Annotated in this window: 10 protein-coding genes; 8 read left to right on the top strand and 2 right to left on the bottom strand. The window is 54.6% G+C overall.

What is annotated here, in order from left to right:
• Positions 1 to 128 precede the first annotated feature (128 nt).
• The 8 genes from pepF (at position 129) to AAFJ72_RS10435 (ending at position 10,944) form a co-directional block, all read left to right on the top strand.
• Positions 129 to 1,940: an oligoendopeptidase F gene (pepF, locus tag AAFJ72_RS10400; protein WP_432777006.1), complete on the top strand. Its 1,812-nt coding sequence runs from the start codon at positions 129 to 131 to the stop codon at positions 1,938 to 1,940.
• Positions 1,941 to 2,188: 248 nt separating this feature from the next.
• Positions 2,189 to 3,412: an efflux RND transporter periplasmic adaptor subunit gene (locus tag AAFJ72_RS10405; RefSeq protein WP_432777007.1), complete on the top strand. Its 1,224-nt coding sequence runs from the start codon at positions 2,189 to 2,191 to the stop codon at positions 3,410 to 3,412.
• A gap of 3 nt (positions 3,413 to 3,415) precedes the next feature.
• Positions 3,416 to 6,511 (top strand): efflux RND transporter permease subunit, encoded by a 3,096-nt coding sequence (locus AAFJ72_RS10410; protein WP_432777008.1) that lies wholly within the window; start codon positions 3,416 to 3,418, stop codon positions 6,509 to 6,511.
• 132 nt (positions 6,512 to 6,643) lie between these two features.
• A complete protein-coding gene (locus AAFJ72_RS10415; protein ID WP_122904286.1) occupies positions 6,644 to 7,432 on the top strand; it encodes an SDR family oxidoreductase in 789 nt (262 codons plus the stop codon).
• A 51-nt stretch (positions 7,433 to 7,483) separates the two neighbouring features.
• Entirely contained in the window at positions 7,484 to 7,975 is a 492-nt protein-coding gene (locus tag AAFJ72_RS10420; RefSeq protein ID WP_122904287.1) for a YajQ family cyclic di-GMP-binding protein, read from the top strand.
• Positions 7,976 to 8,066: 91 nt separating this feature from the next.
• Positions 8,067 to 8,549 (top strand): hypothetical protein, encoded by a 483-nt coding sequence (locus tag AAFJ72_RS10425; protein ID WP_122904288.1) that lies wholly within the window; start codon positions 8,067 to 8,069, stop codon positions 8,547 to 8,549.
• A gap of 122 nt (positions 8,550 to 8,671) precedes the next feature.
• Complete coding sequence (locus AAFJ72_RS10430; protein WP_432777009.1) at positions 8,672 to 10,330, top strand: AMP-binding protein; 1,659 nt, start codon at positions 8,672 to 8,674, stop codon at positions 10,328 to 10,330.
• A gap of 101 nt (positions 10,331 to 10,431) precedes the next feature.
• Positions 10,432 to 10,944: a GNAT family N-acetyltransferase gene (locus AAFJ72_RS10435; protein WP_122904290.1), complete on the top strand. Its 513-nt coding sequence runs from the start codon at positions 10,432 to 10,434 to the stop codon at positions 10,942 to 10,944.
• Between the two features lie 236 nt (positions 10,945 to 11,180).
• Here AAFJ72_RS10435 and leuD read toward each other — a convergent pair whose 3' ends face one another.
• Complete coding sequence (leuD, locus tag AAFJ72_RS10440; RefSeq protein ID WP_432777010.1) at positions 11,181 to 11,774, bottom strand: 3-isopropylmalate dehydratase small subunit; 594 nt, start codon at positions 11,772 to 11,774, stop codon at positions 11,181 to 11,183.
• Entirely contained in the window at positions 11,771 to 13,201 is a 1,431-nt protein-coding gene (gene leuC, locus AAFJ72_RS10445) for a 3-isopropylmalate dehydratase large subunit (protein WP_432777011.1), read from the bottom strand. The genes leuD and leuC overlap by 4 nt, the downstream gene beginning before the upstream one ends.
• Between the last annotated feature and the right edge of the window lie 54 nt (positions 13,202 to 13,255).

Here is a 13,255-nt window from a genome sequence, read left to right on the forward strand (position 1 = left end):
TTTTTCTTTTGCCTGCGAAAAACGTTGGCCAACTGTGCTAATGATTTGAACAAGTTGGCATAATACGGTAGGATAGTCACATATGGATGATTTGACCATCTTGTGCAAATGACGAGGGAGTGATCGTGGTGAACAAAAGCAAAACGTTGCCAAAACGAAGTGACGTCCCCGCTGAATACAAGTGGCGGTTGGAAGATATTTACGCAACCGACGCGGACTGGGAAAAAGATGTGCAAAAGGCGAAGCAACTGACCGAGCAGATTGCTGCCTTGAAAGGGACGCTGGCACAATCCGGGGAACAGCTGCTCGCAGCGCTGACCTTGCAGGATGAGCTGCTGAAAACGCTCGATACCGTCTACGTTTACGCGCGCATGCGCCGCGACGAGGACAATGCAAACAGCACGTATCAGGGATTGACTGACCGGGCTACCAGCCTCAGCACGCAAGTATACGGGGCGATCGCGTACATACAGCCGGAGATTTTGGCGATCCCGACCGAACAGCTGGAGACGTGGATCAAGGAAACAAAAGGGCTCGACCACTACCGGATTATGCTGGACGAGATTACGCGCTACAAGCCGCATACGCTTTCCGCAGAGGAAGAGGCGCTTCTTGCGAACATGAGCGAGCTGGCTGCTGCTCCGTCCAAAATTTTTGGCATGCTGAACAACGCCGACCTGAAGTTCCCGATGATTACGGACGAAAACGGCGAAGAGGTAGAACTGACCAAAGGACGCTACACGCAGTTCATGGAGAGCAAGGACAGACGCGTGCGCAAGGAAGCTTTTGAAGCGCTGTACGCCACGTACGGCAAGTTCCGCAACACGATTGCGGCATCGCTGACTTCGGCGATCAAGAAAGACGTCTTTTACGCCCGGACGCGCAAGTATCCGTCCGCACTGTATGCGGCTTTGTTTGCGGACAACGTGGAGGTGTCCGTGTACGACAATCTGATCGCGACGATCCGTGAGCATTTGCCGCTCATGCACAGGTACATTGCCCTGCGCAAAAAGCTGCTCGGCGTAGAAGAGCTGCACATGTACGACCTGTATGTGCCAATCGTGCCCGAGGTCGAGATGAAAATTCCGTACGATCAGGCGGTAGCCACGATCAAGGAAGCGCTGCATCCGCTCGGCGAAGAGTACGGCCGCGTGCTTGCCGAAGGCTTTTCCAACGGCTGGATTGACGTGCACGAAAACGAGGGCAAAACGAGCGGGGCGTATTCGTGGGGCGCGTACACGACGCATCCGTACGTGCTCATGAACTACCAGGAAAACGTGAACAACATGTTCACACTAGCGCACGAGATGGGCCATGCGCTGCACAGCTACTACTCCAATCAGGCGCAGCCGTACACGTACGCCGATTACAAAATTTTTGTGGCCGAAGTGGCTTCGACGCTCAACGAAGCGCTGCTGATGCACCACCTGTTGCACACCACGACAGACAAAAAGCAGCGGATGTATTTAATCAACTACTACTTGGAGCAATTCCGCGGTACCGTTTTCCGTCAAACGATGTTTGCCGAGTTCGAAAAGATCGTACACGAGAAGGAGGAGCAGGGAGAGCCGCTGACAGCCGACTCGCTCAGTGCGATTTACCGCGAATTGAACGTCGCCTACCACGGACCGAACATGGTCGTGGACAGCGAAGTAGACCTGGAGTGGGCGCGTATTCCGCACTTCTACCGCAGCTTCTACGTCTACAAGTACGCTACCGGCTTCTCTGCTGCGACCTCGTTGTCCAAGCAGATTTTGGAGGAAGGACAGCCGGCTGTGGACCGCTACCTGCAATTCCTCAAAGGCGGCAGCTCCGACTATCCGCTCAATCTCTTGAAGAAGGCAGGCGTGGACATGGCTTCTCCGGCTCCGATCGCGGAAGCGTTGAGCGTGTTCAAAGGCTTGCTGGATGAAATGGAACAGCTTCTCACAGAAAAATAAAAACGTTGCCGAAAGAAGACAGTCAAGCACAGAAGCTCGGCTGTCTTCTTTCTTTCTGAAAAAATTGGTAGAAAGCCCAAAAAAACGCAACGGTCTGCTGTTTTATTCGTATATATTTATGAACTTGCGGGGTTGTCTTCTCCGTCCCAAGGCGGAGACGAATTTCCAACCGTTGACTGTTTTGCAGCAAAGGCAATTTCTGGCACAATTACGCAAGGGAATGATTGCAAACATTTGGAGGAATCATTGTGAAAAAACGGGCATCAATCATTATGGCCTCTCTTTTGCTGGTTGCAGCCGGCTGCGGAGGGCCGGCAGCAGAGCCTCCCGCGCAGGTGGAGGCCAAGGCAAAAGTCGTTGAGGTGGTGAAAGTACAGAAAGCTGCACAACCGGTCATGCTGCAAGTAACCGGGATGGTGGAGGCGAAGCGTGATGCCGAACTTCCATTCGGCACAGGCGGAACGATCTCGGCCATTCAGGTGACGAAAGGGATGAAGATTGCACAAGGACAACTTTTGGCAACACTGGATTCGCGTTACTACCAAAAAGAAGTGGAAGCCGCCGCCAGCCAGGTAGAAGAGGCGACTGCACGCAAGACGAAGGCGCTGAAAGGTGCGACGGCAGAAGCGATAGAGCAGCAGCGTTTGCAAGTACAAAGCGCCCAGAGCCGTCTGGAAAAAGCGAAACAGGACCTCGCAGCGGGGGAAAAGCTGTTTGCTGGCGGGGCTATTTCGCAGACCGAAATAAATGATTTGAGACGCGCCCTGACCCAGGCGGAAATTTCCGCCCGCGACGCCCAACTGTCGCTCGCCGAATTGCAGCGCGGAGCACAGCCGGAGGACATCGCGATGGCGAACGCTTCGATCAAGGCAGCAGCCGGACAGGTGGAGCGGGCGAAAAAGAGTCTGGATGATGCGAAAATTCAAGCGCCGTTTGCCGGAACGGTTGTAGAAGTATACAAGCAGGCGGGTGAACAGGCTTCTCCCGGCGAGAAAATCATCCATCTGGTTGACTTGACCGAGGTGAAGGTCACACTCGATGTCACAAGCGATCTCATCAGCCAATTCCAGGAAAAGACGAAGGTGCAGGCGGTATCCGATGACGGCAAAAAGAGTCAGGGTACGATCAGCTTTGTGTCGCCCGTCGTAAACAAGGAGACAGGCAAGTACAGAGTCGAAGTGACGATTCCAAACACTGACGGCTACTGGCGTGGCGGAATGGCTGCCACGATTGAGGTTCCGCGCAAGGTAAACGGGTTTTTGGTGCCGCTGGAAAGCGTCGGCGTAAGTTCTGCCCAGCATTACGTCATGGCAGTGGAAAATGGCCTGACAGTGAAAAAGGAAGTCAAAACCGGACAAATGGTCGGGGATCAAATCGAGATTCTCTCCGGTGTCAAAGAAGGCGACCAGCTTTTGCGCAGCGGTATTACGTTCTATGTCGAGGGGCAAAAAGTAGAGGCGAAGGGAGAATAGCGCATGAACAAGATAATTCTCTTTTTGCTGAAACGGCGCCTGATCGTCTATCTGTTTACCTTTTTGCTCGTCATCGCAGGACTTGGCTCCCTGTTCAGCTTTAACGTAGAGCTGGTTCCGAAAACGAACTTCCCGATGCTCTCCGTCAACATTTCAGGCGGGGCGCTGCCTCCGGAAGAGATGGAAGAGAAGATTACGAAAAAAGTAGAGCAGGAACTGAAATCGATTGCCAATGTGAAAGAGTATTCTTCCACGACAGGTACCGGCTACGTCAACATCCAGATCACGGCCGCAGAAGGGCAGGGCGAAAAGGTCAAGCAGGACGTGCAAAATGCCGTGAACCGCTTGCGCAACGGGTTCCCGAAAGCCGTTGACAGTGTCAGCGTGAATCAGATGAACTTCGGGGATGAACAAATGATCGACTACGCGCTGGTCGGAGCTGATCCACAGGCAATGCTCAGCCTGGCGAAAACGACGATCAAAGACCGGATCGAGGAAGTGCCGGGAGTCAAGGAAGTCTCCGTATCCGAGCGCAGCTTCGAAAACAAGATTGCGATCACGTTGCGCCCAGACAGGCTGAACGCGTATCGGACTACTCCCCACGAGGTAATCGCGCAACTGCAGGAGACGAACTGGAAGCAAGCGATTGGCACACTGGAAAACACGGGTTTTGATACCGTCGTCATGATTGACAACACGTACAACTCCGTTCAGGAGCTGAATGCGTTGCCGATTGTGACGCCAAACGGCACGGTTACGCTTGCGCAGCTCGCAACTGTCGAGGATTGGCGCGGAAAAGTAAAAGATTCAGTAGCGCTGACCAACGGTAACGTATTCGTACACTTGAGCGTCTCGCGCGCCGATGGCAGCGATCTGATTACGACACAGCGCAAGGTCGAGGAAGTTGTCCGCGGGATCAATGCGGAAGCGAATGGCAAATACCAGATGAAAGTCATGTTCGAGGCCGTTTCGTACATCGAGCATGCAGTGACCAACCTCAGCCGTGACGTTTTGCTCGGCGGCGCATTGGCGATCATCATTTTGTTCGTGTTTTTGCGCAACTGGCGGGTGACGCTCGTTATTGCGACGACACTGCCGATGTCCGCGCTCATGACGTTTATCGCCATGAAAATCGGCGGCTACAACATCGACATGGTCAGCCTGCTCTCGCTCAGCTTGTCCGTCGGCCTGATTGTCGACGCCGCGATTGTCGTATTGGAGAGCATCTACCATTTCCGGGAAAAAGGCGAGGAACTCAAGCAGGCGATTATCAAAGGAACGCGAGAGGTTTTGACGCCTGTTTTCACCTCGCAGCTCACAATCATCGTCGTCTTTTTGCCACTCGTCTTTGCCGACTTTGAAGACTGGCTCAAGCCAGTTTTGGCGACGATTGCCTTTACCGTTTCTTCTGCCATTATCGCATCGACCATCGCCGCTTTCTTTTTCGTCCCGGTCTTTTCGGATCGATTTTTGCAAAAGGACAAAAATGTTGCGTTGGAGGGCGAAGGCAAGGAGCATGCCATCAACCGCCTGTTCAGCAAACTGTTGAATCTGGCCTTGCGCCACCGAATCAAGACGGTCATCTTTGCGATCCTGATGTTTGTCGGTGCGGGCGTGCTCATGCCGTTCATGAAGATGGGGCAAGGCATTAACCCGAATGAAAACTTCATTTTCGCCACGTTGGAGATGCCAGTCGGCTCCACTCTGGAGCGCTCGCAAAAGGCCGCATTGATCGGGGAGGAAGCGCTGCGCGGCATCCCGGAAGTAAAAGACGTGTTCTTCTTCTCCTCCAGCTCGGGGTCGGAAATTTTCATCTCGCTCGTGCCCAAATCGGAGCGCACGCGCGACAAGGAAGTGCTGACGGCTGATATTAACGACCGCCTCAATTCGATCCCTGGCATTGAATCCATCTCCATGACGTTCGGACAGCAAGGGGCTTCGGCACCGATCCAACTCGACGTCATCGGGGATGACATGGAGCAGATGCGCAAAATCGCAACGGATGTGGAGGGCATGCTGTCCACCATACCGGGCGTGACCAATATTCGCAACGACTTTAAAGAAGGCAAGGAAAAAATCACGCTCATTCCGAAGCAGGATGCGCTCGCCAGACTCAACGTCGATCACCGCTCCCTGCTCCAGCAACTGAGTGTATGGATTGGCAACCAGCAGATCACGTCGATCACAAAAGATGGGATCGAGGTGGACGTCGTCGCCAAAATGCCGGACGACTGGCTGAAGCACCCGGAACAGCTCAAGCAAATGATGGTGACAGCCAAGGACGGCTCCCAGGTACCGCTGGTTGACCTCGTGGACTGGTACTACAGCAAGTCTCCGATTACGCTGTTCCGTGAAAAAGGCGAACGGATTGTCACGGTCTCTGCGGAGCTGCAAGGAAGCGACCTGGGAACGGTTGGCCGCGAAATCGATGCGAAACTGCCTGGCCTGGTCGTTCCAGCCGGATACAAGGTGGAGATCGCCGGGAAGCTGAAAGAGCAAAGCGCCAACCTCGCGCAAGGGATATTCGTCTTCGTCGGCGTAATCGCGTTGATCTACGTCATCATGGTGGCGCAGTTTGGCCGTCTCTCCCAGCCGTTCATTATTTTGCTGACGATTCCGATGGCGCTCGTCGGCGTGGTGATGGGCTTCGTGCTCACCCAGCGAACGTTTGGCGAAATGGCGATGATCGGGATTATCATGCTGGTCGGAATCGTCGTGTCCAATGCGATTTTGCTGATCGACCGGATCAACCTGCTGCGCGACCGCGGAATGGAAACGGCCGAAGCGATTGTACAAGGCACGAAGGACCGCGTCCGCCCGGTTATCATGACGAAGCTGACGGCGATTCTGGGGATGCTGCCGATGGGACTGGCAATGGCGGAAGGCTCCGACCTGGAGGCGCCGCTCGCGACAGCCGTTATTTCCGGCTTGATCTTCCACACGCTGGTGACGCTGGTGCTTGTCCCTGTGTTGTACTCGTTGTTTGAGGGGGCCAAGGAAAGACGGCTCGCCCGCAAGGCAGCACGCCAGGCCAAACGGGAAGCAAAACGCATGGCAAAGCAAACCAATAACAGCCATATTTCTAACAAAGAGATGTAGCGGTGAAAAAGAGAAGGGGAGGGCGCTTTTTGCCCCTTCTCTTTGCTTTTCGTTCGTCTGAAAGTTCTGTAGAATATAAAGCAAGGATGATACATACAAAACCAAAACAGTACTTTGAAAGGAGCTATGCACATGGATTTGCAATTGCAGGGCAGGACAGCTCTCGTGCTTGCCTCGACAAAAGGCCTGGGAAAAGCGACCGCGCTCTGCCTGGCGCAGGAGGGGGCCAATGTCACCATCTGCGGCAGAGACGAGCAGGCGCTGCAAGCCGTGCGCGCCGAAATTGAACAGGCAACGGGCCGATCTCCGCTGGCAGTCCAGGTGGATGTCACCAGACTGGGAGACATCGAGCGGGTCGTGCAGGAAACGGTTCGCCACTTTGGCAGCCTGGATATTCTCGTCAACAACTCGGGCGGACCTGCGACCGGAAAATTCGATCAGCTGACTGACGAGCAGTGGATTTCCGCCTTTGAGCTGAACCTGCTCAGCTACGTTCGCGCCATTCGCGCTGTTTTGCCGCACATGCGCGCCAGACAGTTCGGGCGAATCGTCAATTTTGCTTCCTCTTCGTTCAAGCAGCCGCTGGAAAACCTGATTTTGTCGAATACGTTTCGCACGGGAGTTCTGGGGCTGGCCAAGACACTTGCCGCTGAGCTGGGGCCAGATGGCATCCTCATCAACACAATCGGTCCGGGACGGATTGCGACAGACCGGGTACAGCAGCTCGATGGGCTGAGCGCGGATGCGCAGGGAGTCAGTGCTGATGAAGTCCGGCAAAACTGGGAAAAACAAATTCCGGTTGGCAGGTACGGCCAGCCTGATGAGTTTGCGCGCATGGTGACTTTTTTGGCATCGCCTGCCAACAGCTATGTCACGGGTCAGTCCTTCCTCGTGGACGGGGGATTGGTTCGGGCGATTTAGGGGCATGACCGAAAAAACGCCGAACAGGCAAAAGGGTAGGAGGTAATGCGCATGAGCAAGGAAAACTCGTTTGATATTGTGTCCAAAGTAGACTTGTCCGAAGTGAACAACGCCATTCAAACTGCCATAAAGGAGATCGAGAATCGCTTCGATTTCAAGGGGAGCAAGAGCAGCATCAAGCTGGAAAAGGATGAGCTCATCCTCGTTTCCGACGACGACTTCAAGCTCAGCCAGGTCAAAGACATTTTGCTGGGCAAGCTGGTCAAGCGGAATGTGCCGATCAAAAATCTCGATTACGGAAAAGTCGAGCCGGCAGCGGGCGGTACCGTGCGCCAGCGGGTAAAGCTGGTGCAGGGCATCGACAAGGACAACGCCAAAAAGATCAACAGCATCATTAAAGAGGCAGGGCTGAAAGTAAAGACGCAAATTCAGGACGATCAAATTCGCGTGACAGGCAAAAGCAAGGATGAACTGCAGCTGGTTATCAGCGCGATTCGCAAGGCGGATTTGCCAATCGAGGTGCAATTTATCAACTACCGCTGACGGCTGACAAAGTTTTGCTTCTAACTCTCTTTCCTCTCGCATATGCATGTACAAATAAGTGACAAGCACTTGCGAAAGGGAGAGTAGAGACATGAAGGTCTTTATTATCAGTATGCGCAATCTCATTTTGGGCGGAATCGTCTTCCTGGTTGTTCTGGTGGCGGGAATCGTGCTGTTGGTCAAAGATCCGTTGCACGTCTCTGACTCCTATCATCCAGGTGAAGCGAGTGTAACAGCCAGCACCAATTCCAGTGCGCCGCCCAGCCAGCCTGCCGGTACAGCCAAGCCATCTTTGAATATGGATATAACGGTGAATGGATCGACAGCGGAAGTATCGCTTTTGACGCAAAACTTCGAGTTTGTGCAGGAAAACGGCGAGCTTGGGCAAACGCCAGTCTATGGCAAAGGTCACGCCCATCTGTACCTCAATGGCGAGTCTAAAGGAATGATCTATCATCCGGAGTTCATTTTGAAAAAGCTGCCGAAGGGCGAACATGAGATTCGCGTCGAGCTGAATTACAGCAACCATCTGCCGTACAAGGTGGAAGCTACGAAAAAAATTGTCGTGAAGTGAACAAAGAAGCGTTCCGATCAGGGGGACGCTTTTCTTTTTTTCGTTCAGGCAGGAATATGATGGCAAAAAACGAATCCTAGTTAATAAAGATAGAATAGTCTGAATGTTTTGGGGGTGCTGTTATGCTGCGGATGATTACGATTGGCGATTTGCTGGATGAGGCAGCCAGTCTGTATCGGGAAAAGGAAGCGCTGGTCTATCATGAGCGGTCGCTCCGCTATTCGTTTGCCCAGTTTCAGGAGGTGTGCAATCAGGCGGCAAGAGGCTTTATGTCGCTCGGCATTCAAAAAGGCGAGCATATCGCCATCTGGGCGACCAATGTACCCGAATGGGTGATTTCGCAGTTTGCGACTGCCAAGATGGGCGGCGTGCTGGTGACGGTCAACACGAGCTACCGCGTCCACGAGCTGGAATATTTGCTGCGCCAGTCGGAGTCGACGACGCTCATTTTGATCGACGGCTATCGCGACGTCAACTACCTGGAGATGATCCGGGAGATTTGCCCGGAGCTTGCGACGTGTGAGCCGGGCGCTCTCAAGTCGAAGCGGTTGCCGAACTTGCGAAATGTCATCTACCTGGGCGAAGAACGGCAGCCCGGCATGTTCTTATGGAAAGATTTGCTTGCGCGAGCCGAACTGGTCAGCGAGGAAGAGCGACGTTTGCGCCAGGAGTCGCTGTCTCCCGACGACGTCATCAACATGCAGTACACGTCCGGGACGACAGGCTTTCCAAAAGGCGTCATGCTGTCCCATGTCAATATCGTCAACAACGCGATCAAGGTCGCAGAATGCCAGCGACTCGGGGGAGAAGACCGTGTCTGCATCCCCGTGCCGTTTTTCCATTGCTTCGGCTGCGTAATGGGCACGCTCGCCTGTGTGGCGACGGGAGCGACGATGGTTCCGGCGATTGCTTTTGATCCGGGACTGGTGCTGTCGATTGTCGAAGCCGAGCGCTGTACGGCGCTCTACGGGGTGCCAACGATGTTCATTTCAGAGTTGAACCATCCGACTTTTGAACAGCGGAACCTCAGTTCGCTGCGTACAGGCATCATGGCTGGCTCTTTGTGTCCCATCGAGGTGATGAAAAAGGTCGTGGACAAAATGGGCATCCGCGACATTACCATCGCCTACGGACAGACCGAAGCTTCTCCTGTCATCACCCAGACGCGGCCGGAGGATTCAATCGAGCGCAAGGTGTCTACGGTCGGCCGCCTACACGAAGGAGTCGAGGCGAAAATCATCGACCCGGCCACGGGCGAGATTGTCCCGCCAGGCGTACAGGGCGAGCTGTGCACACGCGGGTATTTGGTGATGAAAGGCTACTATAACATGCCGGATCAGACGGCAAAGGCCATCGACGAAGAGGGCTGGCTGCATACCGGCGACCTGGCGACTGTAGACGGGGAAGGGTACTACCGGATTACAGGCAGGCTGAAGGATATGATTATTCGCGGCGGGGAAAACATCTACCCGCGCGAAGTCGAAGAGTTTTTGTACACCCACCCGAAAATATTGGACGTCCAGATCGTCGGCGTGCCAGACGCCAAGTACGGCGAGCAGGTGCTGGCCTGCATCCGCGTCAAGCCGGGAGAGACATTGACAGAAGAAGAAGTGCTGGCATACTGCGAAGGAAAAATCGCCCGCTTCAAGACGCCGCGCTACATTCAGTTTGTGGACGAATACCCGATGACAGCGTCCGGGAAAATTCAAAAGTTCAAGCTGCGTGAACAGGCAATGGCGACGTTTGGCCTCACAGACCCTGCCCAGACCGGGCTGGCGTAAGCAAGCGAACGTCAGGATTTTCTGGTGTTTTCTTGCGGCAATCTTTGCAAGCCTGGCAACTCTTTCCTATCATGAGTGGGCCAGGAGAGGGGAAGCAAAAGATGGAAGTACGACGATTGGGACCTGAGGATACAGAAGCATTCGTCAAAGTAAGGCTGGAAGGGCTGCAAACCGACCCGGATGCGTTCGGCGCCACCTGGGAAGAGGAAATCAGGCGCCCGATGGCCGAATGGCAGGAACGGCTTTCCCAGGGGCCTGAGGGCGACAGCGGCTATTTCGGCGCTTTTGTCGCGGGCGAACTGGTGGGCATCATCGGCTTTTTCCGGCAACGCGGACTGAAAGCGAGACACAAGGCTTCCGTCGTCTCCATGTACGTCCGCGAAGCGCATCGCGGAACAGGTGTTGCAACTGTACTGATGCAGGAGGAACTGGCCTATCTGAGACAGCGGGGTGACATCGACCAGGTACAGCTTTCTGTCGTCACGACAAACCACAGCGCCGTGCGCTTTTACGAAAAAATGGGCTTTTTGCCGTACGGTCTGGAAAAGCGGGCGCTGAAATCAGGGGAGCGCTACCTCGACGAGATGCATATGTACTTGTTATTGCACGACTGATCGTTTCGGAGGGTGACGATGGCTCTGCTCGCGAAGCGGTCACGTTAGGTACATGCTCCCGTTTACGTGACAGAGTCCCTCTTCGGTTGGTGGGGGAGGTGGATTCGCACCTCCGCCAACTTTGGTGAGACAAGAAGGGACAGGAGAGCGATCCATGAAAAAAGCGAAGGCATGAACAGCTTGCATGCCTTCGCTTCGTTTTAGGAGTGATGAGACGGACTTTTTCGCGAGCCAGCTTAGCGAGCCTGACGACTAGCCTCGTAAGCGGCGATTTTGTCTTCGTACTGCAACGTGATGCCAATATCGTCGAGCCCGTTCAGCAGGCAGTAGCGGCGATACGGATCGACCTCGAACGGGTAGGAGAGACCTTCGCTGTCGCGCACTTCCTGCTGCTCAAGGTCGATGGTCAGCTCGTAATTTTCGCGGCTTTGTGCGCGTTGGAACAGTTCCTCTACCTGTTCTTCGCTGAGCTTGATCGGCAGGATGCCGTTTTTGAAGCAGTTGTTGTAAAAAATGTCCGCAAAAGACGGAGCGATCACACAACGGAAGCCGTAGTCCAGCAAGGCCCAAGGAGCGTGTTCGCGGGACGAGCCGCAGCCGAAGTTGTTGCGGGCCAGAAGCACGGTCGAGTCTTTGTACGCTGGCTGGTTCAAAACGAACGAGTCAATCGGCGTGCCATCAGCCGCAAAACGCCATTCGTAGAACAAAAACTGGCCAAAGCCGCTGCGTTCAATGCGCTTGAGGAACTGTTTCGGGATGATCGCGTCTGTATCTACGTTCACACGGTCCAATGGTGCGACCAGTCCGGTATGGACGACAAATGGGTTCATTGGAATACCTCCTTGCTTACGCTCTCTCTTTTCCATTCACGTACGTCTACGAAGTGGCCGGCAATTGCTGCTGCCGCCGCCATTTCCGGGCTGACCAGGTGCGTACGTCCGCCGCGGCCCTGACGACCTTCGAAGTTACGGTTGGAGGTAGAAGCGCAGCGCTCTCCTTCCGACAGGACATCCGGGTTCATCGCGAGGCACATCGAGCATCCGGATTCGCGCCAGTCAAAGCCCGCTTCCTGGAAGATGAGGTGCAAGCCTTCTTCTTCTGCCAACTGCTTGACAGCCTGGGAGCCAGGGACGACCATGGCGTGCACGTTAGGGGCGACTTTGCGTCCTTTTGCCACTTCCGCTGCTTTGCGCAAGTCTTCGATCCGGCCGTTTGTACAGGAGCCGATGAAAACACGGTCGATCTTGATTTCGCTGATCGGTGTGCCGGGAGCAAGATCCATGTAGGCGAGCGCGTCTTGCGCTGCTTTGCGTTGTGCCGCGGTTTCAAAAGACGCAGGGTCTGGAACGGTACCGGAAATGTTCGTTCCCATGCCAGGGCTTGTTCCCCATGTCACTTGCGGCTCAATGGTGCTCGCGTCGATTTCTACACAGGCGTCATAGGTTGCGCCTTCGTCTGTGCACAGTTGCTTCCACTGTTCTACGGCTGCGAGGAAGTCTTCGCCTTGCGGAGCGTAGCGTCTGCCTTTCAGGTAGTCGAAAGTCGTCTGGTCTGGCGCGATCAGCCCGGCGCGTGCACCGCCCTCGATCGTCATGTTGCAGACGGTCATGCGCTCTTCCATCGTCAGCTTGCGGATGGCTTCGCCCGTATATTCCACGACATAGCCGGTCGCAAAGTCAGTTCCGTATTTTGCGATAATGGCCAAAATTAAGTCTTTTGCACTGACACCAAATGGCAACTCGCCGTTCACGCGGACTTCCATCGTTTTTGGTTTCAGCTGCGGCAAGCATTGTGTCGCCAGGACGTGTTCGACCTCGCTCGTCCCGATCCCGAAGGCGAGAGCGCCGAAAGCACCGTGCGTGGAGGTGTGGCTGTCGCCGCAGACGATGGTTTTGCCGGGATGAGTCAGGCCAAGCTCCGGGCCGATGACGTGGACGATCCCTTGGTCCGGGCTGTTCAGGTCAGCGAGCGTAATGCCGAACTCGCGGCAGTTTTCGGTCAGCGTCTCCATTTGCTGGCGGGAGATCGGGTCTTTGACATTGAAGCGGTCCGCGGTCGGCACATTGTGGTCCATGGTCGCAAAAGTCAGATCAGGACGGCGTACTTTGCGGCCTGCCAGACGGAGTCCTTCAAACGCCTGCGGGGAAGTGACCTCGTGCACCAGGTGCAGGTCGATGTACAAAAGGGTCGGTTTTCCAGCTTCTTCGTGAATCACGTGATTGTCCCAAATCTTTTCAAACATCGTGCGGGGTTTCATCAATGATTTCCTCCTTCGTGCGAAAACTCTTAACAAGGTTGTATCATGGCAAAG

The organism is Brevibacillus gelatini, assembly GCF_050920745.1.
Lineage (GTDB): Bacteria > Bacillota > Bacilli > Brevibacillales > Brevibacillaceae > Brevibacillus > Brevibacillus gelatini.

Excerpts from the sequence above, each read along its gene's own strand:
- AAFJ72_RS10410 (WP_432777008.1), top strand. The coding sequence starts at position 3,416 with ATGAACAAGATAATTCTCTTTTTGCTGAAACGGCGCCTGATCGTCTAT.
- AAFJ72_RS10415 (WP_122904286.1), top strand. The coding sequence starts at position 6,644 with ATGGATTTGCAATTGCAGGGCAGGACAGCTCTCGTGCTTGCCTCGACA.
- AAFJ72_RS10420 (WP_122904287.1), top strand. The coding sequence starts at position 7,484 with ATGAGCAAGGAAAACTCGTTTGATATTGTGTCCAAAGTAGACTTGTCC.
- AAFJ72_RS10425 (WP_122904288.1), top strand. The coding sequence starts at position 8,067 with ATGAAGGTCTTTATTATCAGTATGCGCAATCTCATTTTGGGCGGAATC.
- AAFJ72_RS10430 (WP_432777009.1), top strand. The coding sequence starts at position 8,672 with ATGCTGCGGATGATTACGATTGGCGATTTGCTGGATGAGGCAGCCAGT.
- AAFJ72_RS10435 (WP_122904290.1), top strand. The coding sequence starts at position 10,432 with ATGGAAGTACGACGATTGGGACCTGAGGATACAGAAGCATTCGTCAAA.
- leuD (WP_432777010.1), bottom strand. The coding sequence starts at position 11,774 with ATGAACCCATTTGTCGTCCATACCGGACTGGTCGCACCATTGGACCGT.
- leuC (WP_432777011.1), bottom strand. The coding sequence starts at position 13,201 with ATGAAACCCCGCACGATGTTTGAAAAGATTTGGGACAATCACGTGATT.